29 protein-coding genes are annotated in these 26,062 nt (G+C 65.1%); 25 read left to right on the plus strand and 4 right to left on the minus strand.

The window, feature by feature from the left end:
* Nucleotides 1-1,008, minus strand: a complete 1,008-nt coding sequence (gene moaA / locus AC2FNY_RS13010; RefSeq protein WP_496802719.1) for a GTP 3',8-cyclase MoaA — start codon at nt 1,006-1,008, stop codon at nt 1-3.
* Between the two features lie 91 nt (nt 1,009-1,099).
* On the opposite strand from moaA, the gene AC2FNY_RS13015 reads away from it, so the two are divergent.
* Nucleotides 1,100-1,552, plus strand: a complete 453-nt coding sequence (locus AC2FNY_RS13015; RefSeq protein ID WP_238904408.1) for a hypothetical protein — start codon at nt 1,100-1,102, stop codon at nt 1,550-1,552.
* Here the strand turns inward: AC2FNY_RS13015 and AC2FNY_RS13020 are convergent.
* Nucleotides 1,540-2,226 (minus strand): DNA alkylation repair protein, encoded by a 687-nt coding sequence (locus AC2FNY_RS13020; RefSeq protein WP_496802720.1) that lies wholly within the window; start codon nt 2,224-2,226, stop codon nt 1,540-1,542. The two genes, AC2FNY_RS13015 and AC2FNY_RS13020, sit on opposite strands and share 13 nt — an antisense overlap.
* Before the next feature lie 76 nt (nt 2,227-2,302).
* Complete coding sequence (gene glmU / locus AC2FNY_RS13025; RefSeq protein ID WP_496802721.1) at nt 2,303-3,655, minus strand: bifunctional UDP-N-acetylglucosamine diphosphorylase/glucosamine-1-phosphate N-acetyltransferase GlmU; 1,353 nt, start codon at nt 3,653-3,655, stop codon at nt 2,303-2,305.
* Between the two features lie 119 nt (nt 3,656-3,774).
* Here glmU and AC2FNY_RS13030 point away from each other — a divergent pair, with 119 nt between their 5' ends.
* The 3 genes from AC2FNY_RS13030 to AC2FNY_RS13040 all read left to right on the plus strand — a co-directional run bounded on the left by AC2FNY_RS13030 (nt 3,775) and on the right by AC2FNY_RS13040 (nt 7,019).
* On the plus strand, nt 3,775-4,437 hold the full coding sequence (locus AC2FNY_RS13030) for an HAD-IA family hydrolase (RefSeq protein WP_496802722.1): 663 nt from the start codon (nt 3,775-3,777) through the stop codon (nt 4,435-4,437).
* Nucleotides 4,438-4,510: 73 nt separating this feature from the next.
* Entirely contained in the window at nt 4,511-5,701 is a 1,191-nt protein-coding gene (locus tag AC2FNY_RS13035) for a DegT/DnrJ/EryC1/StrS family aminotransferase (protein ID WP_496802723.1), read from the plus strand.
* Between the two features lie 154 nt (nt 5,702-5,855).
* The gene (locus AC2FNY_RS13040) at nt 5,856-7,019 is read left to right on the plus strand and encodes an isovaleryl-CoA dehydrogenase (protein WP_496802724.1); all 1,164 of its coding nucleotides are present in this window, start codon (nt 5,856-5,858) and stop codon (nt 7,017-7,019) included.
* 60 nt (nt 7,020-7,079) lie between these two features.
* Here the strand turns inward: AC2FNY_RS13040 and AC2FNY_RS13045 are convergent, their stop codons facing one another.
* On the minus strand, nt 7,080-7,685 hold the full coding sequence (locus tag AC2FNY_RS13045; RefSeq protein WP_234138959.1) for an OmpW/AlkL family protein: 606 nt from the start codon (nt 7,683-7,685) through the stop codon (nt 7,080-7,082).
* A gap of 167 nt (nt 7,686-7,852) precedes the next feature.
* On the opposite strand from AC2FNY_RS13045, the gene AC2FNY_RS13050 reads away from it, so the two are divergent.
* From AC2FNY_RS13050 to nuoH, 21 genes are all read left to right on the plus strand, one after another.
* Nucleotides 7,853-9,385 (plus strand): AMP-binding protein, encoded by a 1,533-nt coding sequence (locus tag AC2FNY_RS13050; protein WP_496802725.1) that lies wholly within the window; start codon nt 7,853-7,855, stop codon nt 9,383-9,385.
* On the plus strand, nt 9,382-10,986 hold the full coding sequence (locus AC2FNY_RS13055) for a carboxyl transferase domain-containing protein (RefSeq protein WP_496802726.1): 1,605 nt from the start codon (nt 9,382-9,384) through the stop codon (nt 10,984-10,986). The genes AC2FNY_RS13050 and AC2FNY_RS13055 overlap by 4 nt, the downstream gene beginning before the upstream one ends.
* Before the next feature lie 113 nt (nt 10,987-11,099).
* The gene (locus AC2FNY_RS13060; RefSeq protein WP_496802727.1) at nt 11,100-13,037 is read left to right on the plus strand and encodes an acetyl/propionyl/methylcrotonyl-CoA carboxylase subunit alpha; all 1,938 of its coding nucleotides are present in this window, start codon (nt 11,100-11,102) and stop codon (nt 13,035-13,037) included.
* Between the two features lie 65 nt (nt 13,038-13,102).
* Complete coding sequence (locus AC2FNY_RS13065; protein ID WP_496802728.1) at nt 13,103-13,957, plus strand: hydroxymethylglutaryl-CoA lyase; 855 nt, start codon at nt 13,103-13,105, stop codon at nt 13,955-13,957.
* Nucleotides 13,958-14,023: 66 nt separating this feature from the next.
* Complete coding sequence (locus AC2FNY_RS13070) at nt 14,024-14,806, plus strand: crotonase/enoyl-CoA hydratase family protein (RefSeq protein WP_234138964.1); 783 nt, start codon at nt 14,024-14,026, stop codon at nt 14,804-14,806.
* Between the two features lie 191 nt (nt 14,807-14,997).
* A complete protein-coding gene (locus AC2FNY_RS13075; RefSeq protein ID WP_011048485.1) occupies nt 14,998-15,363 on the plus strand; it encodes an NADH-quinone oxidoreductase subunit A in 366 nt (121 codons plus the stop codon).
* Nucleotides 15,354-15,887, plus strand: a complete 534-nt coding sequence (locus AC2FNY_RS13080) for a NuoB/complex I 20 kDa subunit family protein (protein ID WP_030003237.1) — start codon at nt 15,354-15,356, stop codon at nt 15,885-15,887. Before AC2FNY_RS13075 ends, AC2FNY_RS13080 begins: the two co-directional genes overlap by 10 nt.
* A gap of 12 nt (nt 15,888-15,899) precedes the next feature.
* Complete coding sequence (locus AC2FNY_RS13085; protein WP_496802729.1) at nt 15,900-16,502, plus strand: NADH-quinone oxidoreductase subunit C; 603 nt, start codon at nt 15,900-15,902, stop codon at nt 16,500-16,502.
* Nucleotides 16,503-16,505: 3 nt separating this feature from the next.
* Nucleotides 16,506-16,679, plus strand: a complete 174-nt coding sequence (locus AC2FNY_RS13090; RefSeq protein ID WP_234138966.1) for a hypothetical protein — start codon at nt 16,506-16,508, stop codon at nt 16,677-16,679.
* A gap of 1 nt (nt 16,680) precedes the next feature.
* Nucleotides 16,681-16,818 (plus strand): hypothetical protein, encoded by a 138-nt coding sequence (locus AC2FNY_RS13095; protein WP_496802730.1) that lies wholly within the window; start codon nt 16,681-16,683, stop codon nt 16,816-16,818.
* A gap of 78 nt (nt 16,819-16,896) precedes the next feature.
* Nucleotides 16,897-18,111, plus strand: coding sequence for an NADH-quinone oxidoreductase subunit D (locus AC2FNY_RS13100; protein WP_234139054.1), 1,215 nt, complete (start codon nt 16,897-16,899; stop codon nt 18,109-18,111).
* On the plus strand, nt 18,108-18,419 hold the full coding sequence (locus tag AC2FNY_RS13105) for a hypothetical protein (RefSeq protein WP_496802731.1): 312 nt from the start codon (nt 18,108-18,110) through the stop codon (nt 18,417-18,419). Before AC2FNY_RS13100 ends, AC2FNY_RS13105 begins: the two co-directional genes overlap by 4 nt.
* Before the next feature lie 26 nt (nt 18,420-18,445).
* Entirely contained in the window at nt 18,446-19,678 is a 1,233-nt protein-coding gene (locus tag AC2FNY_RS13110; RefSeq protein WP_496802732.1) for an NADH-quinone oxidoreductase subunit E, read from the plus strand.
* Nucleotides 19,679-19,700: 22 nt separating this feature from the next.
* Complete coding sequence (locus tag AC2FNY_RS13115) at nt 19,701-20,165, plus strand: hypothetical protein (RefSeq protein ID WP_496802733.1); 465 nt, start codon at nt 19,701-19,703, stop codon at nt 20,163-20,165.
* A gap of 21 nt (nt 20,166-20,186) precedes the next feature.
* Nucleotides 20,187-20,414 (plus strand): DUF5337 domain-containing protein, encoded by a 228-nt coding sequence (locus AC2FNY_RS13120; protein ID WP_044028549.1) that lies wholly within the window; start codon nt 20,187-20,189, stop codon nt 20,412-20,414.
* Nucleotides 20,415-20,423: 9 nt separating this feature from the next.
* Nucleotides 20,424-21,722, plus strand: a complete 1,299-nt coding sequence (nuoF, locus tag AC2FNY_RS13125) for an NADH-quinone oxidoreductase subunit NuoF (RefSeq protein WP_234138972.1) — start codon at nt 20,424-20,426, stop codon at nt 21,720-21,722.
* A gap of 5 nt (nt 21,723-21,727) precedes the next feature.
* Nucleotides 21,728-22,102, plus strand: a complete 375-nt coding sequence (locus AC2FNY_RS13130) for a hypothetical protein (protein WP_234138973.1) — start codon at nt 21,728-21,730, stop codon at nt 22,100-22,102.
* A gap of 98 nt (nt 22,103-22,200) precedes the next feature.
* Nucleotides 22,201-22,605, plus strand: a complete 405-nt coding sequence (locus AC2FNY_RS13135; protein ID WP_496802734.1) for a DUF5333 domain-containing protein — start codon at nt 22,201-22,203, stop codon at nt 22,603-22,605.
* Nucleotides 22,606-22,608: 3 nt separating this feature from the next.
* Entirely contained in the window at nt 22,609-24,633 is a 2,025-nt protein-coding gene (nuoG, locus tag AC2FNY_RS13140) for an NADH-quinone oxidoreductase subunit NuoG (protein ID WP_496802735.1), read from the plus strand.
* The gene (locus AC2FNY_RS13145; protein ID WP_164128686.1) at nt 24,630-25,016 is read left to right on the plus strand and encodes a YNQ4 family lipoprotein; all 387 of its coding nucleotides are present in this window, start codon (nt 24,630-24,632) and stop codon (nt 25,014-25,016) included. Before nuoG ends, AC2FNY_RS13145 begins: the two co-directional genes overlap by 4 nt.
* Before the next feature lie 6 nt (nt 25,017-25,022).
* On the plus strand, nt 25,023-26,060 hold the full coding sequence (gene nuoH, locus AC2FNY_RS13150) for an NADH-quinone oxidoreductase subunit NuoH (RefSeq protein WP_234143507.1): 1,038 nt from the start codon (nt 25,023-25,025) through the stop codon (nt 26,058-26,060).
* Nucleotides 26,061-26,062 lie beyond the last annotated feature (2 nt).

Below are 26,062 nucleotides of genomic sequence, written 5' to 3' on the forward strand. Positions count from 1 at the left end.
TCAGCCGCCCGTGTGGCTCATGTGCCGGGACATCCTGCCGTCGACCTGCTGGCGGGAATAGTCGAAATCATGGCCCTTGGGTTTCAGCCCGATAGCGGCACGGATCGCCTGCTCCAGCGGTTCCTCGCTGCCCGGATGGTCGCGAAGGGGCTTGCGCAGGTCGGCCATGTCCTCTTGTCCGAGGCACATATACAGCTCGCCGGTGCAGGTCAGGCGCACCCGGTTGCAGCTTTCGCAGAAATTATGGCTGAGCGGGGTGATGAAGCCGATCTTTTGCCCGGTCTCCTCCAGCCGCACATAGCGCGCCGGGCCACCGGTGCGTTCGGACAGGTCGGTGACACGGTAGTGGTTTTCATACTCCGCGCGCACGTCCTTGAGCGACCAGAATTGGCCAAGACGGTTCTCGTTGCCGATATCGCCCATCGGCATGACCTCGATCCAGGTCAGGTCCATGCCGCGTTCGGCGCACCATTCGGTGATGCGCGGCAGTTCTTCCTCGTTGAAGCCCTTGAGCGCGACCGCGTTGATCTTGATCCTGAGGCCCGCGCGCTGGGCCGCGTCGATGCCGCGCAGCACCTGCGGCAGGCGGCCCCAGCGGGTGATGTCGGCGAATTTCTGATCGTCCAGCGTATCAAGCGAGACATTCACCCGGCGCACGCCTGCGGCATAAAGCTGATCGGCAAAGCGTTCCAGCTGCGAGCCATTGGTGGTCAGCGTCAGTTCTTTCAGCGCGCCGCTGTCCAGATGCCGTGTCATGCGGTTGAAAAAGGTCATGATGTCGCGACGCACCAGCGGCTCGCCACCGGTGATGCGCAGCTTCTCCACTCCCATGCGGACAAAGGTCGAGCACATGCGGTCCAGCTCTTCCAGCGTCAGCAGCTCTTTCTTCGGCAGAAAGGTCATGCTTTCCGACATGCAATAGACGCAGCGGAAATCGCAGCGGTCTGTGACGGAGACGCGCAGATAGGTGATGGCGCGCTGGAACGGGTCGATAAGCGGAGCTGTCATGGCGACATAGGTAAAGCGGGTCGCTGCCAGCGGCAAGGGCGATGTGGGTTTGGGCTGGCGCAGGCCCGCTCTCTGGCGCTAGGGTCGGGCCATGAGATACCTGGTTCTGATTTCCCTCGTGGCGCTGGCGGGCTGTGACCGCGTGCGCACCACCACCGACAAGCTGTTCGGGGGCGACAAGGCCCCGGAAACCACCGCCGCGCCGCAGGCCGAAACCGCGCCCGAAGAGGCCGCCGAGGCCGCAACGCCCGAGGCCGAAACGGCCGCGCCACCTGCCGACATCCTTCCCGGATGGGAGGGCGCGCGCCAGACCGTGGCCGGTCTGGGCGATCCCACGATTCCGGGGCGCTGGATGGAGACCGCGCTAGTCGAACAGGAGCGCAATGGCCGCGTAGTGGTGCGCAAGACGGGCGCCATCGCCCATGTCACCCTGATTCCTGGCGGCGGCGATCCGGGCAGCGGCAGCCGCCTGTCACTTGAGGCGATGCGGGCGCTGCTGGCGCCGATCGACGAGCTGGTGGAACTCGACGTCTATTCCAACTGAGCTTTCAGGTATTTGCCCGCCTCCTTGCGGGCAAATGCCTTCATGGCGGGGCCGTGTTCGGCCAGAAAGGCGCGCACCGCTTCGGGATCGTGCTTGGAATGGTCGCGCAGCCACCAGGCCACCGATTTCTGGATGAACCAGTCGCGGTCGGGCACATAATCCGCCGCCCAGCCCAGGATGCGGTCGCGCGCGGCGGTATCGGCGGGTTTGGGGTTGCTCATCTTGGCCCAGGGCAGGGTGGTCACCAGCGCGGCGCGCCGGGTCCACATGTGGTCCGAGCGGGTCCAGTCTTCGACCTGGTCCAGCCGCGCCGGATCGGCCACCAGCCGTTTCTGCATCGCCATCGCCGCATGATCGGCAATTGCCCAGGCATCGAAATCGGGCAGCCACGACAGCAGCAGGTCCCAGACCGCGTCGTCAGGGCGGATGCGGGCCTGGGTCAAAAGCTTGGCGGCGGCCACCCGCGCCTCGTGGATATCGGTCTGCCAAAGCGCCTTGGCCAGCGCCACCCGGTCGGGAACAGCCAACTGTTGCCGCCAGGCCCGGCTCAGATCGTTCAGCACCGGGTTGGCGACCCCCAGATAGACGCGCGGAGCCTTGTGATAGGCGGCCATCTCGGCGGCGCGTTCGGTGTCGGCATGGTCGCGGATCTGGTCGAGATAGGGGCTGAGCATGGCGTCCTCCACGGGCGGGGTAGTGACAACCGGCGCGGGCGCCGGTTGTCGTGAACCTGTCGCAGGCAGAGGCGCGTCAGGTGTCTTTCTGCTTGCGGGCCTTCTTGGCGCGCAGCATGTCAAACAGCTTGCGCGCGCGGTCGGGCTTGTTCTCCTGCTTGGTGCGGGCAACGGCCAGCGCGTCGGGTTCGACATCGCGGGTCACCACGGTGCCGGTCGCGGTCATCGCACCGTCGCCCAAGGTGACCGGCGCCACCAGCATCGTGTTCGAGCCGATAAAGACATTGGCGCCGATGGTGGTGCGGTGCTTCATCACGCCGTCATAATTGCAGGTGATGGTCCCGGCGCCGATATTGCTGTTCGCGCCGATGCTGGCATCGCCGATATAGGTCAGGTGGTTGACCTTGGCACCTTCGCCGATCTCGGCATTCTTGATCTCGACGAAATTGCCGATGCGGGCATTTTCGGCCAGTTCGGCACCGGGGCGCAGGCGGGCATAGGGGCCGACCACCGCGCCCTGGCTGACATGGCAGCCCTCGAGATGCGAGAATGCGCGGATGGTGGCACCGCTTTCCACCGAGACGCCGGGGCCGAACACCACGTTGGGCTCGATCACCGTGTCGCGTCCGATCACCGTATCGGCGGCAAGATAAACGGTGTCCGGCGCCATTAGGGTGACGCCCAGATCCAGCAACTCGGCCCGGGCGCGCTCCTGAAAGATCGCGTCTGCCGCTGCCAGATCGGCGCGCGAGTTGACGCCCAACGTCTGCGCCTCGTCACAGGCCACCGCGGTCACGGCCAGCCCCTGTTTGCGCGCGATCTCGACCACGTCGGTCAGGTAATACTCGCCCGAGGCATTGTCATTGCCCACCGCCGCGATGAGGCCGAACAGGGTTTCCGCGTTGCAGGCCAAAAGGCCCGAGTTGCAGAAGCGGATCGCGCGCTCGGTTTCGGTGGCATCCTTGAACTCGACGATCCGTTCCAGGCTGTCGCCCTGCATCACGAGGCGACCATACCGGGCGGGGTCGGCGGCCTCGAACCCGAGGATGACCAGGTCGTGGGTCTTGCGGGCGGCCAGCATCCGCTCCAGCGTGTCGGGTTGCAGAAAGGGCGTGTCGCCATAGAGCACGACCACATCGCCCGCGAACCCCTCCAGCGCTGCACGCGCCTGATCGACGGCATGGGCGGTGCCCAGCTGTTCCTCTTGCAGGACGACCGTTGCGCCCTCATCCTCGTCCAGAGCGGCGGCGCGCACGGCTTCGGCACCATGGCCTGCCACGATTACGGTGCGCTCAGGCTCCAGCACGGCGCCGGCGCGCATCGCATGCACCAGCATCGGCACCTGGGCGATCGGGTGCAGAACCTTGGGCAGCTCGGAGTTCATCCGGGTTCCCTTGCCAGCGGCGAGAATGACCAGTGCGGTGCTCATGATGCGTTTTCTCTTTCGTTTTGCTTGCGCCCGTTTTATCCGCTGGGGGCACGGGCGCAAGCGATTGTGCGGACGGGCAGAGACAGGCAGGGGCGCAACATCGCCCGGAAAGGGGCGCGATGCGCACGGTGATCTTCGATCTGGACGGAACGCTGGCCGATACCTCGGGCGACCTGCTGGCCGCGGCCAATCACTGTTTCCGTGACATGGGGCTGGGCGATGTGCTGGTGCCGGGGCAGGATGCAGGCATCGCACTGCGGGGCGGGCGGATGATGCTGACGCGCGGGCTGGAGCGCGCGGGCGCTTATGATGCGGCGACGGTTGACCGCTATTACCCGGTGCTGCTGGAGGCCTATCGCGGCGCGATCGACCATCACAGTTTCCTCTATCCCGGCGCGATGGAGGCGGTCGAGGACCTGCGCGGTCTGGGCTACGGCGTCGGCATCTGCACCAACAAGCCCGAGGCGCTGGCCGACCTGCTTTTGCAACGGCTGGGGGTACGCGACGTCTTTGCCGCGCTGATCGGCGCCGATACGCTGCCGGTGCGCAAGCCCGACCCCGAACCGCTGCGCGCCGCCGCGCGGGCGGCGGGGGGCGATCCGGCGGCCTGCGTCCTGGTGGGTGACAGCGATACCGACCGCAACACCGCGCGCGCCGCTGGCGTGCCCTCGATCCTTGTCACCTTCGGCCCTTCGGGGGCCGATATGGCGGCGCTGGAACCCGAGGCGCTGCTGGACCGGTTCGAGGACCTGCCGCAGGTGGTGACCCGGCTGATCGGATAAAACCCGATTTGGCCTTTGCAAAACTGCATCTCGGCTCTTGACCACCTGTCGGGCGCCGCCTCAGATACCAGTCATGACAGAGACATTCTCGGGTAGTTTCACCCAGCAGGAACCCATTCCGGACGAGGCGATCGAGGCGGCACTGGCGGTGCTGCGTCATGGCCGGTTGCACCGGTACAATCTGGCCAAGGGCGAGTTGGGCGAGACCGCCCTGCTGGAGCAGGAATTCGCCGCCCAGACCGGCGCGCGCTATTGTCTGGCGGTGGCCTCGGGCGGCTATGCGATGGCCACCGCGTTGCGCGCTGTGGGGGTGGGGCCCGGCGATGCGGTGCTGACCAACGCCTTTACGCTGGCACCGGTGCCCGGCGCCATCGCCTCGGTGGGGGCGCGGCCGGTGTTTGTGGGGGTGACCGAAAGCCTGACCATCGACCTGGATGATCTGGAGGCCAAGGCGGGCACGGCGCGGGTGCTGATGCTGAGCCATATGCGCGGGCATCTGTGCGACATGGACCGGCTGATGCAGATCTGCGACGACGCCGGGATTATCGTGATCGAGGATTGCGCCCATACGATGGGCGCGGCGTGGAACGGCGTGCCCTCGGGCCGTCAGGGCGCGGTCGGCTGTTACTCCTGCCAGACCTACAAGCATGTGAACTCGGGCGAGGGCGGGCTGCTGGTCACCGATGACGAGGAGATCGCGGCGCGGGCGGTGATGCTGTCGGGCTCCTACATGCTCTATGAACGCCACCTGGCGGCGCCGGGGCCTGAGGTGTTCGAGCGGATCAAGTATCACACCCCCAATATCTCGGGCCGGATGGACAATCTGCGCGCCGCGATCCTGCGGCCGCAGCTGCGCGCGCTGGACACACAGGTGACGCGCTGGAACGAACGCTATCAGCGCATCGAGGCGGGCTTGCGCGGCACGCCGGGCCTCACGGTGATCGAGCGGCCCGAGGCCGAGACCTATGTCGGCTCGTCCATCCAGTTCCTGCTGCTCGACTGGGCGGCGGACAAGGTGCAGGAGGTGCTGCGCCGCTGCGCGGCGCGGGGGGTCGAGCTGAAATGGTTCGGCACGCCTGAACCTGTGGGCTTTACCTCACGCTATGACAGCTGGCGCTATGCCGAGAGCGCGCCGATGCCTGCCAGCGATAGGGTGCTGGCCGGGATCGTCGACATGCGGGTGCCGCTGACCTTCAGCCTCGAGGATTGCGATCTGATCGCGCGCATCATCCGGGCCGAGGTGGGGGCGGTCCACCAGTCCTGACATCGCGAAACGCCGCAAAGCCGCAAAGGCGCCGTTCCGCAAGGGACGGCGCCTTTGCCGTCATGCTTCATATGCAGGAATCGTTGACGGATGAGGAAAACGCTGGTATCGCCTTTATTGAACAGTTGTTCATTAATGCGGAGAGGAGAGCGCGATGTTCGCAGCTACCATGCAATTCGATCTGGGCGAGGATGTGAACGCGCTGCGCGATATGGTGCATCGCTGGGCGCAGGAGCGGGTTCGCCCGATGGCCGCCGAGATCGACCAGACCAACGAGTTTCCCAACGAGCTGTGGCGCGAGATGGGCGATCTGGGCCTCTTGGGCATCACCGTGCCCGAGGAGTTCGGCGGCGCCGGCATGTCCTATCTGGCGCATGTGGTGGCGGTCGAAGAGATCGCGCGCGCCAGCGCCTCGGTCAGCCTCAGCTACGGCGCGCATTCCAACCTCTGCGTCAACCAGATCAAGCTGAACGGCAATGACGAGCAAAAGCGCAAATACCTGCCGGGCCTGGTCTCGGGCAAGCATGTGGGCGCGCTGGCCATGTCCGAGGCGGGCGCCGGATCAGACGTGGTGTCGATGAAGCTGCGCGCCGAAAAGCGCAACGACCACTATCGCCTGAACGGCAACAAGTACTGGATCACCAACGGCCCCGACGCCGATACGCTGGTGGTCTATGCCAAGACCGACCCCGAGGCGGGCAGCAAGGGCATCACCGCCTTCCTGATCGAAAAGTCGATGAAGGGTTTCTCGACCTCCAAGCATTTCGACAAGCTGGGCATGCGCGGCTCGAACACGGCCGAGTTGGTGTTCGAGGATGTCGAAGTGCCGTTTGAAAACGTGCTGGGCCAGGAGGGGCGCGGCGTTGCCGTTCTGATGTCGGGCCTCGATTATGAACGCGTGGTGCTTGCGGGCATCGGCACCGGCATCATGGCCGCCTGCCTGGACGAGATCATGCCCTATATGGCCGAGCGCAAGCAGTTCGGCAAACCGATCGGAACCTTCCAGCTGATGCAGGGCAAGATCGCCGACATGTACACGGCGATGAATTCGGCCCGCGCCTATATCTATGAGGTCGCCAAGGCCTGTGACCGGGGCGACGTGACCCGTCAAGACGCCGCCGCCTGCTGTCTTTATGCCAGCGAACAGGCGATGGTGCAGGCGCATCAGGCGGTGCAGGCGATGGGCGGTGCCGGGTTCCTGTCCGACAGCGCGGTCAGCCGCATCTTCCGCGATGCCAAGCTGATGGAGATCGGCGCCGGCACCTCGGAGATCCGCCGCATGCTGATCGGCCGCGAGCTGATGAACACGGTGCTCTGAAAACGCAAACGGCCCGCAAGCCGAGGGAACTTGCGGGCCGCCTGTCTTGCCGAGGAGGGATCAGAACCGATGCACGTACTGGACGCCGATCACCAGCGGGTCGATCTCGGCCGTGCCGATGGCGGCACCGTTCAGGGTGGCGTCGGTTTCGATGTTGATCCAGCGCGCGTTCAGACGCAGAGCGCCGCGGTCGCTGATCTGATAGTCGAGGCCCGCGTTGACGGCGACACCGAAACTGTCATCCAGCTTGAGCGTGCCCAGCGGCGAGCTTTCCTCGAAGAAGGTGGTATAGTTCACGCCGATACCCAGATAGGGCTTCCAGGCCGAGTTGGTCGGGAAGTGATAGTTCAGCGACAAGGTGGGCGGAAGGTGTTTGACAGTCCCGGCGTAGCCGATCCCGCTGATCGAGACGTCATGCTTGAACGGTGTCGCGGCCAGCAGTTCGATGCCCAGATTGTCACGGATGAAGTATTCGACGGTAAAGATCCCCTGGGTGTTGTCATCCACCGTGGCCGCGCCACCGGCCAGGGTGCCGTTGTTGGATTTTGGGTTCACATAGCCCACACCGACACCAACGGTCCAATCGCCCTGAGATTGGGCCGCGAGTGGTCCGGCAAGGGTGACGAGAGCTGTGGAAAGCGCCAAGGCAGCAGCGATACGTGTCATGTGGGTACCTTTGGTTTAGTTGACGACCCGTTTCTGCGCCCGGACAGATGCGAATTCCCTGATCTGGATCAAAATTTGTTTATCTTCCGCCGCGTAACGAATTATATTTATTTACAAAACACCTTTATAGCCCCTTTTGTTCAAGGGGTTTCCGGGGGTCGCGTCCAATGACATTCGCGGCGCGCATACCGGGGTTGCGCCCTGATGGCGGCTGGGACCTGCCCGCGCGTCTGAACATGGCGCGCCAATGCCTGTCGCAACCTGCCGATGCGCTGGCGATCATCGACCTGACCGGACCCGCGCGGCGCGACATTACTCATGGCGACCTGAGCGAAATGGTGCAGGGGCTGGCGCGGGCGCTGATGCGGCGCGTGGCGCCGGGGGACCGGGTCGGCGTGCTGCTCAGCCAATCGCCCTGGTGCGCCGCGGCGCATCTGGCGCTCTGGCATATCGGCGCCATTTCGGTGCCGCTGTTCAAGCTGTTTCAGCAGGACGCATTGCGCAGCAGGCTGGAGGATTCCGGTGCCCGGCTGGTGTTGACCGATGCCGAGGGCGCCGCCCTGCTGGGCGATCTGGCGACCCCGCTGATGGCGGCCGAGATCGGGGTGCCCGGCGAACCGGTGCCGCAAGCCGATACAAGGCCTGAGGATCCGGCGGTGCTGATCTATACCTCGGGCACCACCGGCCGGGCCAAGGGGGCGCTGCATGGTCACCGGGTGCTGACCGGGCACCTGCCGGGCGTCTCGATCAGCCACAATCACCTGCGCCCGGACGATTGCCTGTGGACGCCTGCCGACTGGGCCTGGATCGGTGGCCTGTTCGACGTGCTGATGCCGGGGCTGGCGCTGGGCATTCCGGTGGTGGCCGCGCGGCTCGACAAGTTCAGCGCAGGGGCCTGCGCCGATGTGATCGCGCGCGGCGGGGTCCGGAACGTGTTCTTTCCGCCCACCGCGCTCAGGATGCTGAAAGCGGCGGATCAGGCCATTCCCGGCCTGCGTTCGGTCGCCTCGGGCGGCGAGCCGCTGGGGGCCGAGATGCTGGCCTGGGGCGAGGGCGCCTTTGGCCTGACGATCAACGAATTCTACGGCCAGACCGAATGCAACATGACCGTGTCGTCCTGCGCCGCCGATTTCCCGGTGCGTCCGGGCTGTATCGGCAAGCCGGTGCCGGGGCACGAGGTGGCGGTGATCGACGATGCGGGTCAGCCCACGACAGAAGAGGGCGATGTCGCCGTGCGGCGCGGCTCTGCCTCGATGCTGCTGGAATACTGGCGCAACCCGGCCGCCACCGCCGAGAAGTTCCGGGGCGACTGGCTGGTGACCGGTGACCGGGGCGTGTGGGAGGGCGAGTACCTCCGTTTCGTGGGGCGCGAGGATGACGTGATCACCTCGGCCGGCTACCGCATCGGCCCGGCCGAGATCGAGGATTGCCTGTTGACCCACCCGTCCGTCGCAACCGTAGGCGTGGTCGGCAAGCCCGACCCGCTCAGAACCGAGATCGTCAAGGCCTATGTGGTGCTGAAACCGGGCGCCCGGGCCAGCGCCGAAGAACTGCAGGCCTGGGTCAAGGACCGGCTCGCCCAATATTCCTATCCCCGCGAGGTGGCGTTTCTGGACGCGCTGCCGATGACGGTGACAGGCAAAGTGATCCGCAAGGAATTGAAGCGCCGCGCAGCGGCAGAACTGGAGGCCAATCCATGAAACTCACATCCAAGGCCATGCCCGCCTCCGAGGGCTTCAAGGCGAACCGCGCCGCGCATCTGGAGGCGCTGGCGCAGATCGGGGCGGCGGCCGAGGCCGCGCGTCTGGGCGGCGGTGAAAAATCGCGAGCGCGCCATGAAAGCCGGGGCAAGATGCTGCCGCGCCGCCGGGTGGCCAACCTGCTCGACGCGGGCTCTCCCTTCCTGGAAATCGGCGCCACCGCAGCCCATGACATGTATGATAACGCGGCCCCCGCTGCCGGTGTCGTCGCCGGGATCGGCCGGGTCGAGGGGCAGGAGGTCATGGTGGTCTGCAACGATGCCACGGTAAAGGGCGGCACCTATTACCCGATGACGGTCAAGAAGCACCTGCGCGCGCAGGAGATCGCCGAGGAAAACAACCTGCCCTGCATCTATCTGGTGGATAGTGGCGGCGCCAACCTGCCCAACCAGGACGAGGTGTTCCCGGATCGCGACCACTTTGGCCGCATCTTCTATAATCAGGCGCGGATGAGCGCCAAGGGCATCCCGCAGATCGCGGTCGTCATGGGATCCTGCACCGCAGGTGGCGCCTATGTTCCCGCCATGTCCGACGTCACCATCATCGTCAAGGAACAGGGCACCATCTTTCTGGCCGGTCCGCCGCTGGTCAAGGCCGCGACGGGCGAGGTTGTCAGCGCCGAAGACCTCGGCGGCGGTGACGTGCACACCCGCCTGTCGGGCGTGGCCGATTACCTGGCCGAGGATGACGCCCACGCGCTGGCGCTGGCGCGCCGCGCGGTGCGCTCGCTCAACCGCCGCAAGCCGCTGACGGTGGACTGGGCCAGCCCCGAGGAACCGGCATACGACCCCGAGGAAATCCTGGGCGTGGTGCCCGCCGATCTGAAAACCCCCTATGACATCCGCGAGGTGATCGCGCGGCTGGTCGACGGCTCGCGCTTTGACGAGTTCAAGCCGCGCTTTGGCGAGACCATCGTCTGCGGCTTTGCCCATCTCAAGGGCTGCCCGATCGGCATCATCGCCAACAATGGCGTGATCTTCAGCGAGGCGGCGCAGAAGGCGGCGCATTTCGTGGAACTGTGCAGCCAGCGCAAGATCCCGCTGGTGTTCCTGCAGAACATCACCGGTTTCATGGTGGGCCGCAAATACGAAAACGAAGGCATCGCGCGCCATGGTGCCAAGATGGTGACGGCGGTCGCCACGACAGCCGTGCCCAAGATCACCATGCTGGTGGGTGGCTCGTTTGGCGCTGGCAACTATGGCATGGCGGGCCGCGCCTATCAGCCGCGGTTCCTGTGGACCTGGCCCAACAGCCGCATCTCGGTGATGGGCGGCGAACAGGCGGCGGGCGTTCTGGCCACCGTCAAGCGCGACGGGATCGAACGGCAGGGCGGCAGCTGGTCGGCCGAGGAAGAGGCCGAGTTCAAGCGCCCGACGCTCGAGATGTTCGAGCGCCAGTCGCACCCGCTTTATGCCAGCGCCCGGCTTTGGGATGACGGCATCATCGACCCCCGCAAGAGCCGCGATGTGCTGGCCCTGTCGCTCAGCGCCGCGCTCAACGCACCGATCGAGGACACGCGGTTCGGCGTGTTCCGCATGTGATCCTCGTTTCGCAGAAAATATTCCGGGGGCGCCAGTGCCGCGCCATTGGGGGTGCCCCCAATGGCGACGGGCAGCGCCCCCGAACCGACCCTTGAGTCAAAAGGACCGACCCCATGTTCGACAAGATCCTGATTGCCAATCGCGGCGAGATCGCCTGCCGCGTGATGGAAACTGCGCAGCGCATGGGCGTCGCCTGTGTTGCGGTCTATTCCGATGCCGATGCCGGCGCCAAACATGTGGCGATGGCGGACGAGGCGGTGCATATCGGCGGTCCGGCTCCCGCCGACAGCTACCTCAAGGGTGAAGTGATCATTGCCGCCGCGCTGGAAACCGGTGCGCAGGCCATTCATCCCGGCTATGGCTTCCTGTCCGAGAACCCCGATTTCGTGGATGCGGTCGAGGCGGCGGGCCTGACCTTTATCGGTCCCTCGGCCAGCGCGATCCGGGCCATGGGCCTCAAGGACGCCGCCAAGGCGCTGATGCACGAGGCGGGCGTGCCTGTGGTGCCCGGCTATCACGGCGACAACCAGGATCCCGAACATCTGGCGGGGGCCGCCGATACCATCGGCTATCCGGTGCTGATCAAGGCGGTCGCGGGCGGCGGCGGCAAGGGCATGCGCCTGGTCGAGCGGCCACAGGATTTCGCCGCCGCGCTCGACAGCGCCCGAGGGGAGGCCAAGACCGCCTTTGGCAATGACGCGGTGCTGGTCGAGAAATTCGTGTCCAAGCCGCGTCATATCGAGGTGCAGGTATTCGGCGACGGCACCCATGCGGTGCATCTGTTCGAACGCGACTGCTCGCTGCAACGTCGCCACCAGAAGGTGATCGAAGAAGCGCCCGCGCCCGGCATGACCGAGGAGATGCGCGCCGCGATGGGGCAGGCGGGCGTGCGTGCCGCCGAGGCCATCGGCTACAAGGGCGCGGGGACCGTGGAATTCATCGTCGACGCCTCCGAAGGGCTGCGCGCCGACCGGTTCTGGTTCATGGAGATGAACACGCGCCTGCAGGTCGAACATCCTGTGACCGAGGCGATCACCGGCGTCGATCTGGTGGAATGGCAGCTGCGCGTCGCATCGGGTGAGAGCCTGCCCGCCCGGCAGGAGGATCTGAGCATCACCGGCCATGCCTTCGAGGCGCGGCTCTATGCCGAGGATGTGCCCAAGGGCTTTCTGCCCGCCACCGGCACGCTCAGCCATCTGGCCTTTCCCGAAGGCTGCCGCGCCGATAGCGGCGTGCGTGCGGGCGACACCATCAGCCCCTGGTACGATCCGATGATCTCGAAGGTCATCGTGCACGGCCCGACCCGCGCGGTGGCGCTGTCACGGCTCGACCGGGCGCTGGCGGGGACACAGGTGGGCGGCACCGTCACCAATCTGGCCTTCCTTGGTGCGCTGACCCGGCATGCGGGCTTTGCCGCCGGTGACGTGGATACCGGCCTCATTGGCCGCGATATCGACGCGCTGGTCGCGGCCCCCGCGCCCGAGCCGCGCCATGTGGCCGCCGCCGCCATGGCGGTGCTGGGACTGGACGAGGATCAGGCCGAGCAGGGCTTTACCCTCTGGGCGCCGCTGCACCGGGCGATCACGCTTGGCTGGCAGGGCGAGGAGATTGCCGTCGATGTGCAGGTCGAGGGACGTGACCGCCAGCTCTGGCAGATCGGCGCGGATCAGGTGGTGGCCGAACGGCGCGACGGGCGCTGGCGCATCGGCGGGCGGGCGATGCCCGATGTCTCGGTCGCGGGGGGCGTGGCCACCGTGTTCGACGGCTATGGTCTGCCCTTTGACATCATCGACCCGCTTGATCGCGACAGCAGCGCGGGTGGCGATACAAACGTGGTGCTGGCTCCGATGCCGGGTCTGGTCAAGGCGGTCTTTGCCAGCGCCGGTCAGTCGGTGAAGGAGGGCGACCGCCTCGCCATCCTGGAGGCGATGAAGATGGAGCATTCGCTGCTGGCCGCCCGTGACGGGGTGGTGGCCGAGGTTCTGGCCGAGGCCGGCGCCCAGGTCGAGGCCGGTGCCGCGCTGGTGCGTCTGGAAGAGGAAGAGGCTTGACGCGCCGCCGCGGACATGCGGCGGTGGGGCAGGTGAACTGAGCGCAACGGGACAGGAGTGCGGCGATGGGCGATTGGGTCGAAATCTTCGAGATGGGGCCGCGCGACGGGCTTCAGAACGAGAAACGCGAGATACCGGTGGCCGAGAAGGTGGCGCTGGTCGATTGCCTCAGCCGGGCCGGGTTCCGCCGGATCGAGGTGGCCAGCTTTGTCTCGCCCAAATGGGTGCCGCAGATGGCCGGGTCTGCCGAGGTGCTGGCCGGGATCACCCGGGTCGAGGGGGTGCGCTATGCGGCGCTGACCCCGAACATGCGCGGCTACGAGGATGCGCTGGCGGCGCGTGCAGACGAGATTGCGGTCTTTGCTTCGGCGTCCGAGGGCTTTTCCAAGGCCAATATCAACGCCACCATCGAAGAGAGCATCGCGCGGTTCGAGCCGATCCTGGAGGCCGCGCGCCATATCGATCTGCCGGTGCGGGGCTACGTCTCTTGCGTGACCGACTGCCCCTATGATGGCGCGGTGGCGCCCGAGAAGGTGGCCGAAGTGGCTGACCGGCTGTTCTCGCTGGGCTGCTACGAGATCTCGCTGGGCGACACGATCGGGCAGGCGACCCCGGACAAGATCGCGCGCATGCTGCTGGCAGTGCGCGAGCGGGTGCCGGTCTCGCGGCTGGCGGGGCATTACCACGATACGGAGGGCCGGGCGCTGGCCAATATCGACGCCTCGCTGGCGCTGGGCGTGCGGGTCTTCGATGCTGCCGTGGGCGGCTTGGGCGGGTGTCCCTATGCGCCGGGCGCGGCGGGCAATGTGGCGACCGAGGCGGTTGCCGCGCATCTGGAGCGGCTGGGCTACCAGACCGGGCTCGACATGGATGTGATCGCCGAAGCGGCAGAGATGGCGCGCGCCATGCGCACCGGGTGAGACCCGGAATTCTGCAAGAATTCCGGCCCGTTTTCCGTGCCGGAAAACGGTTCTGAAGGAGAGGTCATGTACGAAACCATCACCATCGACACGGATGCGCGCGGGGTTGCCACCCTGACGCTTGACCGGGCGGAGAAACACAATGCCATGTCGGCGCAGATGCTGGCCGATCTCAGCGCCGCCGCAGCGCAACTGGCCGCTGACGACGCGGTACGGGTCGTGGTGCTGACCGGTGCGGGCAAAAGCTTTTGCGCCGGTGGCGATCTGGGCTGGATGCAGGCGCAGATGGCCGCCGATGCCGAAACCCGCTTTGTCGAGGCGCGCAAGCTGGCCGAGATGTTGCAGGCGCTCAACAGCCTGCCCAAGCCGCTGATCGGCGCGGTGCAGGGCAACGCCTTTGGCGGCGGCGTCGGCATGGCCAGCGTCTGCGATATCGCGATCGGTGTCGACACGCTCAAGATGGGCCTGACCGAGACCCGGCTGGGCATCATCCCCGCCACCATCGGCCCCTATGTCATTGCCCGCATGGGCGAGGCGCGCGCGCGCCGGGTCTTCATGTCGGGGCGTCTCTTCGGGGCCGCCGAAGCGGTGGAACTGGGTCTGCTCGCCCGCGCGGTGCCTGCCGAAGATCTCGCCGCCGCGATCGAGGCCGAGGTCGCACCCTATCTGGCCTGCGCGCCCGGCGCGGTTGCCTCGGCCAAGGCGCTGATCCGCGATCTGGGGCCGCGCGTCGATGACGCGGTCATCGACCGCACCATCCGGGCGCTGGTCGACCGTTGGGAGACGGATGAGGCCCGCGAGGGAATCGGCGCCTTTTTCGACAAGCGCAAACCTGCATGGAACACTTAGGTTTGATCTCCTGTCGATCACCGGTGTCTGACCGAAAATATGCCTGAAAACCGATACCTGCTGCGTCGAAATATGCGTGGCAGGACGCGTTCGTTCAGTTGACCCTCTGAGCGGGCGCGGGTAGAGAAGGTCCAGTCAACACGCCAATTGACGGCGCGTCCCGAGGCGGGCGCGCAGGAAAGGAGCCACTCGTGGAAGAGCTGTTGCGGGAATACCTCCCGATCCTGGTGTTTCTGGCCGTCGCCGCTGGCCTTGGACTTGTCCTGATTCTCGCCGCCGTCGTGCTGGCGGTCCGCAATCCCGATCCCGAAAAGGTCAGCGCCTATGAATGCGGCTTCAACGCATTCGACGATGCGCGGATGAAATTCGACGTCCGGTTCTATCTGGTGTCGATCCTGTTCATCATCTTCGACCTGGAGATCGCCTTCCTGTTTCCCTGGGCCGTCGGCTTCAAGGACATGAGCGATGTGGGATTCTGGTCGATGATGGTGTTCCTGGGCGTGCTGACCATCGGCTTTGCCTATGAATGGAAGAAAGGGGCGCTGGAATGGCAGTGATGACGGGTGCCAATACCGCGGGCGTCGACAAGGAAGTCGCCACCCAGGCCCTGAATGCCGAATTGCAGGACAAGGGGTTCCTGCTGACCTCGACCGAGGACATCATCAACTGGGCGCGCACCGGCTCGCTGCACTGGATGACATTCGGTCTGGCCTGCTGCGCGGTCGAGATGATGCATACCTCGATGCCGCGCTATGACGCCGAACGGTTCGGCATCGCGCCGCGCGCCTCTCCGCGCCAGTCGGACGTGATGATCGTGGCCGGTACGCTGACCAACAAGATGGCGCCCGCCCTGCGCAAGGTCTATGACCAGATGCCCGAGCCGCGCTACGTGATCTCGATGGGTTCCTGCGCCAATGGCGGCGGCTATTACCACTACAGCTATTCCGTGGTGCGCGGCTGTGACCGGATCGTGCCGGTGGATATCTACGTGCCGGGCTGCCCGCCGACCGCCGAAGCGCTGCTCTACGGTCTGTTGCAGTTGCAACGCAAGATCCGCCGCACCGGCACCATCGTGCGCTGAGGAGAGAGCCAAATGAGCGACGCACTCAGAGAACTGGGCACCCATCTGGAGCTGAAACGCGCCGACTGCATCCTGTCCTGGGATGTGACCTATGGCGAGTTGAATGTCGATGTGGCGCCGTCGAACCTGGTCGATTTCGTGGATTTCCTGCGCTCGGACAGCAGCTGCCGCTTTTCGACGCTGGTCGATATCACCGCTGTCGATTACCCCGAACGAGCCAAGCGGTTCGACGTGGTCTATCACCTGCTCAGCATGTATCAGAACCAGCGCATCCGCCTGCGGGTCTCGATCCGCGAAGAGGATATGGTGCCCTCGATCACCGATGTGCACCCCTCGGCCAACTGGTTCGAGCGCGAGGTGTTCGACATGTTCGGCATCCTGTTCACCGGCCACCCGGACCTGCGCCGCATCCTGACGGATTACGGGTTCCGGGGCTATCCGCTGCGCAAGGATTTCCCGACCACCGGCTATACCGAGGTCCGCTATGACGAGGCGGAAAAGCGGGTTGTCTATGAACCCGTGAGCCTGGTGCAGGAATACCGACAGTTCGATTTCATGTCCCCCTGGGAAGGCGCCGATTACATCCTTCCGGGAGACGAGAAGAAAGAGGGTTAAGCCATGGAGTTCCTGATCTGGATTGCATTGGCGGCTGCGACGATCATTCCGATGATCAAGCTGCTGCCGCATTTCGGGATCAACCGGAACTGGGCCTTTGCCTGCGTGATCTCGCCGGTGGTCATCGTGCTGCTGTGGATCATGGCCATGAAGCTGCAAGAGATGGAGCGGCGCTGACATGCTGACGATCCTGGGGGAACTGGCCGCGCTGGCGGCTCTGGGACTGGTCCTGGCGGGGGCTGCGGCCAAGGCGGCGCAGGCGGAACGTGCCCGCGTGCGGGCCACGGCAAAACGGAATGCGCGGGCGCGTCGCTGACGCCCGCATGGGCCGCGCCCTGACGGGCCGGTACGACACGACAAGCCGGGCAGGGCGCCCGGACAGGAGAGACAGATGATGGATGGCGGCAAGGGCTTCGAGGACGCGCTGACAGGCGAGCAGAAGATCCGCAACTTCAACATCAATTTCGGTCCCCAGCACCCGGCGGCGCATGGCGTGCTGCGGATGGTGCTGGAGCTGGACGGCGAGATCGTCGAACGCTGCGATCCGCATATCGGCCTGTTGCACCGCGGCACCGAAAAGCTGATGGAAAGCCGCACCTATCTGCAGAACCTGCCCTATTTCGACCGGCTCGATTACGTGGCGCCGATGAACCAGGAGCACGCCTGGTGCCTGGCCATCGAAAAGCTGACCGGTGTCGAGGTGCCGCGCCGCGCCAGCCTGATCCGGGTGCTGTATTCCGAGATCGGGCGCATCCTGAACCACCTGTTGAACGTGACCACCCAGGCGATGGACGTGGGCGCGCTGACGCCGCCGCTCTGGGGGTTCGAAGAGCGCGAAAAACTGATGATCTTTTACGAGCGGGCCTGTGGTGCGCGTCTGCACGCGGCCTATTTCCGGCCCGGCGGCGTGCATCAGGACCTGCCCGACGCGCTGTTGGACGATATCGAGGCGTGGAGCCATACCTTCCCCAAGGTGCTCGACGATATCGACGGCCTGCTGACCGAGAACCGTATCTTCAAGCAGCGCAACTGCGATATCGGCGTGGTGAACGAGGAAGAGATCCTGCAATACGGATTCTCGGGCGTGATGGTGCGTGGCTCGGGCCTGGCCTGGGATTTGCGCCGTGCACAACCCTATGAATGTTATGACGAATTCGAATTCCAGGTGCCGGTGGGCAAGAACGGCGACTGTTACGACCGTTACCTCTGCCGGATGGAAGAGATGCGCCAGTCGATCTCGATCATCCGTCAGGCAATTGCCAAGTTGCGCGATTGCCCCGGCGACGTGCTGGCGCGCGGCAAGCTGACGCCACCCAAGCGCGGCGACATGAAAACCTCGATGGAAAGCCTGATCCATCACTTCAAGCTGTATACCGAAGGGTTCCATGTGCCCGCGGGCGAGGTCTATGCCGCCGTCGAGGCGCCCAAGGGCGAGTTTGGCGTCTATCTGGTGGCCGATGGCACCAACAAACCCTATCGCTCCAAGATCCGGGCGCCGGGCTATCTGCATCTTCAGGCGATGGACCATGTCGCCAAGGGCCACCAACTGGCCGACGTCGCCGCCATCATCGGCACGATGGACGTTGTGTTCGGGGAGATCGACAGATGAGCCCGATGCGATCCACTTTGATCGGAATGATGGGGCTGGCCGCTCTGGCCGCTTGTGACGTTGCGCCGACGGGCGACGGCAGCACCGGCGTGATCACCGGTGAAATGCGCGCCGACTATCTGGATGCCGTGGCCAGCGTCGGTTGCGTGCTGCGGGACGAGCGTCAGTATGGCGCGGTCGATTTTCAGGCCGGTCTGAGCCGCGAGCAGACGCTGGCGATCACCGCGAATTATCTGTCGAGAGGCAAGGCCGAACGGGTGGGGGATGGGAACTCCATCCGGATCAACACCGGGCCCTGTGCCGCGTAACGGGAACGAGAAGGACAAGAACACCAATGCTACGCCGTCTGCATCCCGAACAGCCCGACAGCTTTGCCTTTACGCCCGCCAATCAGGCCTGGGCCGAGGCGCAGGTCACCAAGTTTCCCGAAGGCCGCCAGGCCAGCGCGGTTATTCCGCTGCTCTGGCGCGCGCAAGAGCAGGAGGGCTGGCTGACCCGGCCCGCCATCGAAGTCGTCGCCGACATGCTGGGCATGGCCTATATCCGGGTTCTCGAAGTGGCTTCGTTCTACTTCATGTTTCAGCTGCAACCGGTTGGAACCGTGGCTCATATCCAGATCTGCGGCACCACCTCCTGCATGATCTGCGGCGCCGAGGATCTGATCGCGGTCTGCAAGGAAAAGATCGCCGATAAACCGCATACCCTGTCCGCCGATGGCAAGTTCAGCTGGGAAGAGGTGGAATGCCTCGGTTCCTGCACCAATGCGCCCATGGCGCAGATCGGCAAGGATTATTACGAGGATCTGACCGCCAAGCGGTTCGGCGAGCTGCTGGACGAGCTGGCCGCTGGCAAGGTGCCGGTACCCGGCCCGCAGAATGGGCGTTACGCGTCCGAGCCTCTCAAGGGGCTGACCAGCCTGACTGAATATGACAGCGGCAAGACCCGCTATAATGCCAGCGTGCAACTGGCCACCGATATCGGTGACACGGTCAAGCGGATCGACGGCACCGAGGTGCCGCTGCTGACCCCCTGGATCGGCAAGGATGGCACGGTTGCCAGCCGCGCGGGCAAGGTCAGCCCGCCGCCCGCACCCGCCGCGCCGAAACCGGCGGTCAAGCAGACCCCCAAGGCCGAGACGAAACCTGCGCCCAAGCCCGCAGCTGAGCCGGTGCTGAAACCCTCGACCGCACTGCCGGGGCAGGAGGAACTGGCCAGCCGCAAGGGTACATGGCGTTATGAGGCCGAGGGTGCCGAGACCACGACCGACGAGGCGGGCGAGGAACAGCCGCTGACCCTGAGCGCGGCGCGCGAAGGTGGGGCCGATGACCTCAAGTTGCTCAAGGGCGTTGGGCCCAAGCTCGAAGGTCTGCTCAACGAGCTGGGATTCTACCATTTCGACCAGGTCGCGGCCTGGACCCCGGCCCAGGTGGCCTGGGTCGATGCACGGCTGACATTCAAGGGCCGGATCGAACGCGACGGATGGATCGAACAGGCCCGCCAACTGGCGGCGGGTGAAGAAACGGAATTTGCCAAACGGGCGAAGAAGGACGGAATTTACGACGAATAACCGACAACAGGGAGACCACATCATGACGACCTCAACGGACAAATCGGCAGACACGGCGCGTGTCTGGAAACGGGCGGCCTATGGCGGGCTCGTGGTCGCGGGTGTGATCCTGGTATTCGGTCAGACAAGCTTCGTGACAGCTGTTGTCGCCGGACTGGTGGCCTTTGCCGCGGGCGGCTACCTGGGGGGCAGAATGACCGCGGCCGCGCAGCAGGCCGAGGCGCGGGGCAATCTCGCCGAGGACATTCGTGCCGATGTCGCCCAGAGTGCGCCGGCGCCGATGGCGGAACCTGAGGTGGTCAACGTCGTGGCAGAGCCCGAGCCGGTTGAGACCGTGGCAGAGCCTGCGCCGGTCGCGACCGTGGCAGAGCCCGAGGCAGAAGAAGAGATGAAATTGGTTCAGCCTTCCAAGGTCTTGCCGGGCGAAGCTGAACTTGCCGCGCGCAAGGGCACGTGGCGATACGAAGGAAACAGCGCCACGGCATGATCCGTGGCGCGCACTGGAAACATGGACGAGAAACTGGAACAGGTCATTGCCCGCAAGGGTCGCCACATCGCCTTGGTCATCGCCGTGACCATGGTGCTGTGGCTTGTCCTGTCGATGTTCATCGGTCCGGCGCTGGGGCTGCCGGGCCGGTATGCGCTGCTGATAGATTTCGCAGCGCTTGCCGGTTTCATCTATGCGGTGATCAACATTTTTCAACTCTGGCGCCTGCGTCAGGATAGCCAAAGGTAGGCAGGAAGCATGCTGAAGGATCAGGACCGGATCTTTACCAATCTCTACGGGATGCACGACCGCACGCTGAAAGGCGCGATGGCACGCGGCCATTGGGACGGAACCGCCGGAATCATCGCCAAGGGGCGGGACTGGATCATCCAGCAGATGAAGGACAGCGGACTGCGCGGGCGCGGCGGCGCGGGCTTTCCCACCGGTCTGAAATGGTCCTTCATGCCCAAGGAAAGCGATGGCCGCCCGTCCTATCTGGTGGTCAATGCCGACGAATCCGAGCCGGGCACCTGCAAGGACCGCGAGATCATGCGCCACGATCCGCACACGCTGATCGAAGGCTGCCTGATCGCCAGCTTCGCGATGAACGCAAACGCCTGCTATATCTACATTCGCGGCGAATACATCCGCGAGCGCGAGGCGCTGCAAGCCGCGATTGACGAGGCCTATGACGCGGGCCTGTTGGGCAAGAACGCCGCCAAGTCGGGCTGGGATTTCGACCTCTATCTGCATCACGGCGCGGGCGCCTATATCTGCGGCGAGGAAACCGCCCTGATCGAAAGTCTCGAAGGCAAGAAGGGCATGCCCCGGATGAAGCCGCCGTTCCCGGCGGGCGCGGGGCTTTATGGTTGCCCGACCACGGTCAACAACGTCGAATCCATCGCCGTGGTGCCCACCATCCTGCGGCGCGGGCCGGAATGGTTCGCAGGCTTTGGCCGCCAGAACAACGCGGGCACCAAGCTGTTTGCCATCTCGGGTCATGTGAACAACCCCTGCGTGGTCGAAGAGGCGATGTCGATCTCGTTCCAGGAACTGATCGAGACCCATTGCGGCGGCATTCGCGGCGGCTGGGACAACCTGCTGGCGGTGATCCCGGGTGGCTCCTCGGTTCCCTGCGTGCGCGGGGAAAAGATGAAGGACGCGATCATGGATTTCGATTACCTGCGCGGCGAACTGGGCTCGGGCCTGGGCACGGCGGCGGTGATCGTGATGGACAAATCCACCGACATCGTGAAGGCGATCTGGCGGCTGAGCAAGTTCTACAAGCATGAGAGCTGCGGCCAGTGCACCCCCTGCCGCGAAGGCACCGGCTGGATGATGCGGGTGATGGACCGCCTGGTGCGCGGCGAGGCGGAACTGGAAGAGATCGACATGCTGTGGGACGTGACCAAGCAGGTCGAGGGCCACACCATCTGCGCCCTTGGCGACGCGGCGGCCTGGCCGATCCAGGGCCTGATCCGCAACTTCCGCGAAGAGATCGAGGATCGCATCAAGGCGCAGAAATCGGGCCGCATGGGCGCGATGGCGGCGGAGTGAACGCGATGAGCAAACCCACTGCCTCTCGTTTCCCCCAACGGGCCGCGCTGGCCCTGCTGATCGGTGCGGTTGCCGTGACGGCGGCCTGCAACAGCACCAAGCGCGAAAATCGGCTTCTGTTCGGCGGGCATTACTTTCCGGTCAAGGCCAAGCCGGTCGACAAGAAGGCGACGCTGTCGGTGTTCACGGTGACGGTGGACAAGGTCAGCCAGTCCTTTGACGACGCGCGCGAGGCGGGGCGGCACGGTGGTGTCTCGTACTGTATCGCCAATTACGGCAACTCCAGGATCGACTGGCAGGTCGGCCCCGACAGCGACCCCGCGCAACTGCGGATCGAGGGCGACAAGATGACCTTTCAAGGCACCTGTCAGCGGCCATGAGCGGACGGTCGGCATATCCCTGCCGGTCGGGCGCGCTGTTATTGCATAACAGGCCCGGCATGCTTCGGTCTGGATCTTCCAGACCGAAAGGACATGTCATGATCAAATCCATCCTGACCGCCGCCGCCAGCCTGGCCATCGTGGCCTCGACCGCTGCGGCCAAACCGCCGCTGCGCGAGGTGCCCGAGATCGCCGACGGCATCTTTACCATCGTGGTGGCCAACGAGATCCGCAAGAATTGCGACGATATCGACGGGCGCCTGTTCAAGGGGATCGGCGAGATCCGCCGCCTGCGCGCCCGTGCCAACGAGTTGGGCTATTCCGACAGCGAGATCCGCGCCGTGCTGGACAGCGACGTCGAAAAGGAACGGTTCCGCGACCGTGGCCGCAAGTACATGGCCGAACTGGGCCTCAACTATGACACGCCGGGCGACCTGTGCCGACTGGGCCGGCTGGAAATTTCGAACAACAGCGCAATCGGCGCGCTACTGAGGGCGAATTAGATCATGTCTGACCTCCGCAAGATCAACATCGACGGGCACGAGATCGAAGTCGAGGGCGCAATGACCCTGATCCAGGCCTGCGAAGTGGCCGGGATCGAGGTGCCGCGCTTCTGCTATCACGAGCGTCTGTCGATCGCGGGCAATTGCCGGATGTGCCTGGTCGAGGTCGTGGGCGGTCCGCCGAAACCGGCGGCCTCCTGCGCGATGCAGGTGCGCGACCTGCGCCCGGGGCCGGAAGGCCAGCCGCCGGTGGTCAAGACCAACTCGCCCATGGTCAAGAAGGCCCGCGAAGGCGTGATGGAGTTCCTGCTGATCAACCACCCGCTGGATTGCCCGATCTGCGACCAGGGCGGCGAGTGCGATCTGCAAGACCAGGCAATGGCTTATGGCGTCGACTTCAGCCGTTTCCGCGAGGCCAAGCGCGCGGTGGACGATCTGAACCTGGGCCCGCTGGTCGGTACCGCGATGACCCGCTGCATTTCCTGCACCCGCTGCGTGCGCTTCACCACCGAGGTGGCGGGCATCACCCAGATGGGCCAGACCGGCCGGGGCGAGGATGCCGAGATCACCAGCTACCTGAACCAGACGCTGGATTCGAACCTTCAGGGCAATATCATCGACCTGTGCCCGGTGGGTGCGCTGACCTCGAAACCCTATGCATTCACCGCCCGTCCCTGGGAACTGACCAAGACCGAGAGCATCGACGTGATGGATGCGCTGGGGTCGAACATCCGGGTCGACACCAAGGGGCGCGAGGTGATGCGTATCTTGCCGCGCAACCATGACGGCGTGAACGAAGAGTGGATCAGCGACAAGACCCGCTTTGTCTGGGACGGGCTGCGCCGCCAGCGGCTTGACCGCCCCTATGTGCGCGTCGATGGCAAGCTGAAGCCCGCGACCTGGCCCGAGGCGCTGAGTGCCGCCGCCACCGCGATGAAGGGCAAGAAACTCGCTGGCCTGATCGGCGATCTGGTCCCGGTCGAGGCCGCGTTTGCCCTGAAACAGCTGGTCGAAGGGCAGGGCGGCAAGGTGGAATGCCGCGTCGACAATGCCCGCCTGCCGATCGGTAATCGGGGCGCCTATGTCGGCACCGCCGCCATCGAGTATATCGACGACGCGGATATGATCCTGCTGATCGGCACCAACCCGCGCGACGAGGCGCCGGTGCTGAACGCACGTATCCGCAAGGCCTGGACCCGGGGCGCCGAAGTGGCGCTGATCGGGCCCGCCGCCGATCTGACCTATGACTATTTCCATGCGGGCACCGACCGTAAGGCGCTGGCCGACATGATCGCCGAGGGCGTTTCGGACGAGACCCGCGAGAACAAGAAAACACTGGTCATCGTGGGGCAGGGCGCCCTGCGCGAGGCCGATGGTCTGGCGGTTCTGGCCGCGGCGCAGAAGATGGCCGAAATCTCGGGCTCGGGCCTGCTGGTGCTGCACAGCGCGGCGGGCCGCGTGGGGGCCATGGATATCGGGGCTGCGACCGAGGGCGGCATCGAGGCCGCCATCGACGGGGCCGAGGTGATCTATAACCTGGGTGCCGACGAGGTCGAAATCGACGCCGGTGCATTCGTCATTTATCAGGGCAGCCATGGTGACCGGGGCGCGCATCGTGCCGACGTGATCCTGCCGGGAGCCGCCTATACCGAGGAAAACGGCCTGTTCGTCAACACCGAAGGCCGACCGCAACTGGCCATGCGCGCGGGCTTTGCTCCGGGCGAGGCCAAGGAAAACTGGGCCATCCTGCGGGCGCTGAGCGCCGAGCTGGACGCCACGCTGCCCTACGATTCGCTGGCGCAGTTGCGTCAGGCACTGGTGGCAGAGGTGCCGCATCTGGCACAGATCGACCAGGTGCCGGAAAACACGGTCGAGGCGCTGGAACAGGGACCGCTGGGCGCGGCCAGCTTCCGCAACGCGGTAGACGATTTCTATCTGTCCAACCCGATTGCCCGGGCCAGCGCCCTGATGGCGGAACTGTCGGCCGCCGCCAAGGAGCGCCGGGCGGAGAAGATCGCCGCAGAATGACCCGCCTCGCGCTCATATCGCCCCTGGCCCTGATGGCCTGCGCCGAGCCGGCGCAGGATCAGGTGTCGCGTTTCGCGCCCCAATACATGGGCGTCGAAACCGCGCTGCTGGAAGGTGATCTGGTGCAATTCGGGGTTCGGATGAGCGGCGCGCGCAGCGCCGCCGATCTGGACGACTATGCCGAATGCGCGGCGGCCCAGTATGCCCTGATCCGGGGCTATGGCTTTGCGCGTCATTTGCGCACGAATGTGAATGAAAAGGGTGGCGTGTGGGCGGCGGATGCTGTTTACACCATCTCGCCATCCCTGCCGCGCGGGGCAAAGACCATCGACGCCGAAGTCGTGGTCGCGCACTGCGCCGAAAACGGAATACCCACGGTGTGAGGACCTATGGCTGAATTCTTTGACACCCCAGGCGGCATAGCCCTGATCATCCTGGCACAAGTGCTTGCGGTCGTTGCCTTTGTGATGATCTCGCTTCTCTTCCTCGTCTATGGCGACCGCAAGATCTGGGCCGCGGTCCAGATGCGCCGGGGCCCCAACGTGGTGGGCGTCTATGGCCTGCTGCAATCGGTGGCCGACGCGCTGAAATACGTGGTCAAGGAAGTGGTCATTCCCGCCGGCGCCGACCGGACGGTGTTCATCCTCGCGCCGATGACCTCCTTCGTGCTGGCGATGATCGCCTGGGCGGTGATTCCGTTCAACGACGGCTGGGTGCTGAGCGATATCAACGTCGCCATCCTCTATGTCTTTGCCGTCTCCTCGCTTGAGGTTTACGGCGTGATCATGGGCGGCTGGGCCTCGAACTCGAAATATCCGTTCCTGGGCTCGCTCCGATCTGCCGCTCAGATGATCTCTTACGAGGTCTCGATCGGTCTGATCATCATCGGGGTGATCCTGTCGACCGGCTCGATGAACTTTGGCGATATCGTGCGGGCGCAGGATACCGGCTGGGGCTTTTTCGGTTGGTACTGGCTGCCGCATTTTCCGATGGTCTTCCTGTTCTTCATCTCGGCTCTGGCCGAGACCAACCGCCCGCCCTTTGACCTGCCCGAGGCGGAATCGGAACTGGTGGCCGGCTATCAGGTGGAATATTCCGCCACGCCCTTCCTGCTGTTCATGGCCGGGGAATATATCGCCATCTTCCTGATGTGCGCGCTGACCTCGCTCTTGTTCTTCGGCGGCTGGCTGTCGCCCATTCCCGGCCTGCCCGACGGGGTGCTGTGGATGGTCGCCAAGATGGCGTTCTTCTTCTTCCTCTTTGCAATGGTCAAGGCGATCACGCCCCGCTACCGGTATGACCAGCTGATGCGGCTGGGCTGGAAAGTCTTCCTGCCGTTCAGCCTGGTCTGGGTGGTCTTCGTGGCCTTTGCGGCGAAATTCGACTGGTTCTGGGGCCTATTTGCCCGCTGGACCGTGGGGGGCTGATC

It is taken from the genome of Ruegeria sp. BHSC223 (assembly GCF_059613025.1).

Bases quoted from the DNA above. Each gene is read 5' to 3' on its own strand.
- moaA (WP_496802719.1), bottom strand. From the start codon at position 1,008: ATGACAGCTCCGCTTATCGACCCGTTCCAGCGCGCCATCACCTATCTG.
- AC2FNY_RS13015 (WP_238904408.1), top strand. From the start codon at position 1,100: ATGAGATACCTGGTTCTGATTTCCCTCGTGGCGCTGGCGGGCTGTGAC.
- AC2FNY_RS13020 (WP_496802720.1), bottom strand. From the start codon at position 2,226: ATGCTCAGCCCCTATCTCGACCAGATCCGCGACCATGCCGACACCGAA.
- glmU (WP_496802721.1), bottom strand. From the start codon at position 3,655: ATGAGCACCGCACTGGTCATTCTCGCCGCTGGCAAGGGAACCCGGATG.
- AC2FNY_RS13030 (WP_496802722.1), top strand. From the start codon at position 3,775: ATGCGCACGGTGATCTTCGATCTGGACGGAACGCTGGCCGATACCTCG.
- AC2FNY_RS13035 (WP_496802723.1), top strand. From the start codon at position 4,511: ATGACAGAGACATTCTCGGGTAGTTTCACCCAGCAGGAACCCATTCCG.
- AC2FNY_RS13040 (WP_496802724.1), top strand. From the start codon at position 5,856: ATGTTCGCAGCTACCATGCAATTCGATCTGGGCGAGGATGTGAACGCG.
- AC2FNY_RS13045 (WP_234138959.1), bottom strand. From the start codon at position 7,685: ATGACACGTATCGCTGCTGCCTTGGCGCTTTCCACAGCTCTCGTCACC.
- AC2FNY_RS13050 (WP_496802725.1), top strand. From the start codon at position 7,853: ATGACATTCGCGGCGCGCATACCGGGGTTGCGCCCTGATGGCGGCTGG.
- AC2FNY_RS13055 (WP_496802726.1), top strand. From the start codon at position 9,382: ATGAAACTCACATCCAAGGCCATGCCCGCCTCCGAGGGCTTCAAGGCG.
- AC2FNY_RS13060 (WP_496802727.1), top strand. From the start codon at position 11,100: ATGTTCGACAAGATCCTGATTGCCAATCGCGGCGAGATCGCCTGCCGC.
- AC2FNY_RS13065 (WP_496802728.1), top strand. From the start codon at position 13,103: ATGGGCGATTGGGTCGAAATCTTCGAGATGGGGCCGCGCGACGGGCTT.
- AC2FNY_RS13070 (WP_234138964.1), top strand. From the start codon at position 14,024: ATGTACGAAACCATCACCATCGACACGGATGCGCGCGGGGTTGCCACC.
- AC2FNY_RS13080 (WP_030003237.1), top strand. From the start codon at position 15,354: ATGGCAGTGATGACGGGTGCCAATACCGCGGGCGTCGACAAGGAAGTC.
- AC2FNY_RS13085 (WP_496802729.1), top strand. From the start codon at position 15,900: ATGAGCGACGCACTCAGAGAACTGGGCACCCATCTGGAGCTGAAACGC.
- AC2FNY_RS13090 (WP_234138966.1), top strand. From the start codon at position 16,506: ATGGAGTTCCTGATCTGGATTGCATTGGCGGCTGCGACGATCATTCCG.
- AC2FNY_RS13095 (WP_496802730.1), top strand. From the start codon at position 16,681: ATGCTGACGATCCTGGGGGAACTGGCCGCGCTGGCGGCTCTGGGACTG.
- AC2FNY_RS13100 (WP_234139054.1), top strand. From the start codon at position 16,897: ATGGATGGCGGCAAGGGCTTCGAGGACGCGCTGACAGGCGAGCAGAAG.
- AC2FNY_RS13105 (WP_496802731.1), top strand. From the start codon at position 18,108: ATGAGCCCGATGCGATCCACTTTGATCGGAATGATGGGGCTGGCCGCT.
- AC2FNY_RS13110 (WP_496802732.1), top strand. From the start codon at position 18,446: ATGCTACGCCGTCTGCATCCCGAACAGCCCGACAGCTTTGCCTTTACG.
- AC2FNY_RS13115 (WP_496802733.1), top strand. From the start codon at position 19,701: ATGACGACCTCAACGGACAAATCGGCAGACACGGCGCGTGTCTGGAAA.
- AC2FNY_RS13120 (WP_044028549.1), top strand. From the start codon at position 20,187: ATGGACGAGAAACTGGAACAGGTCATTGCCCGCAAGGGTCGCCACATC.
- nuoF (WP_234138972.1), top strand. From the start codon at position 20,424: ATGCTGAAGGATCAGGACCGGATCTTTACCAATCTCTACGGGATGCAC.
- AC2FNY_RS13130 (WP_234138973.1), top strand. From the start codon at position 21,728: ATGAGCAAACCCACTGCCTCTCGTTTCCCCCAACGGGCCGCGCTGGCC.
- AC2FNY_RS13135 (WP_496802734.1), top strand. From the start codon at position 22,201: ATGATCAAATCCATCCTGACCGCCGCCGCCAGCCTGGCCATCGTGGCC.
- nuoG (WP_496802735.1), top strand. From the start codon at position 22,609: ATGTCTGACCTCCGCAAGATCAACATCGACGGGCACGAGATCGAAGTC.
- AC2FNY_RS13145 (WP_164128686.1), top strand. From the start codon at position 24,630: ATGACCCGCCTCGCGCTCATATCGCCCCTGGCCCTGATGGCCTGCGCC.
- nuoH (WP_234143507.1), top strand. From the start codon at position 25,023: ATGGCTGAATTCTTTGACACCCCAGGCGGCATAGCCCTGATCATCCTG.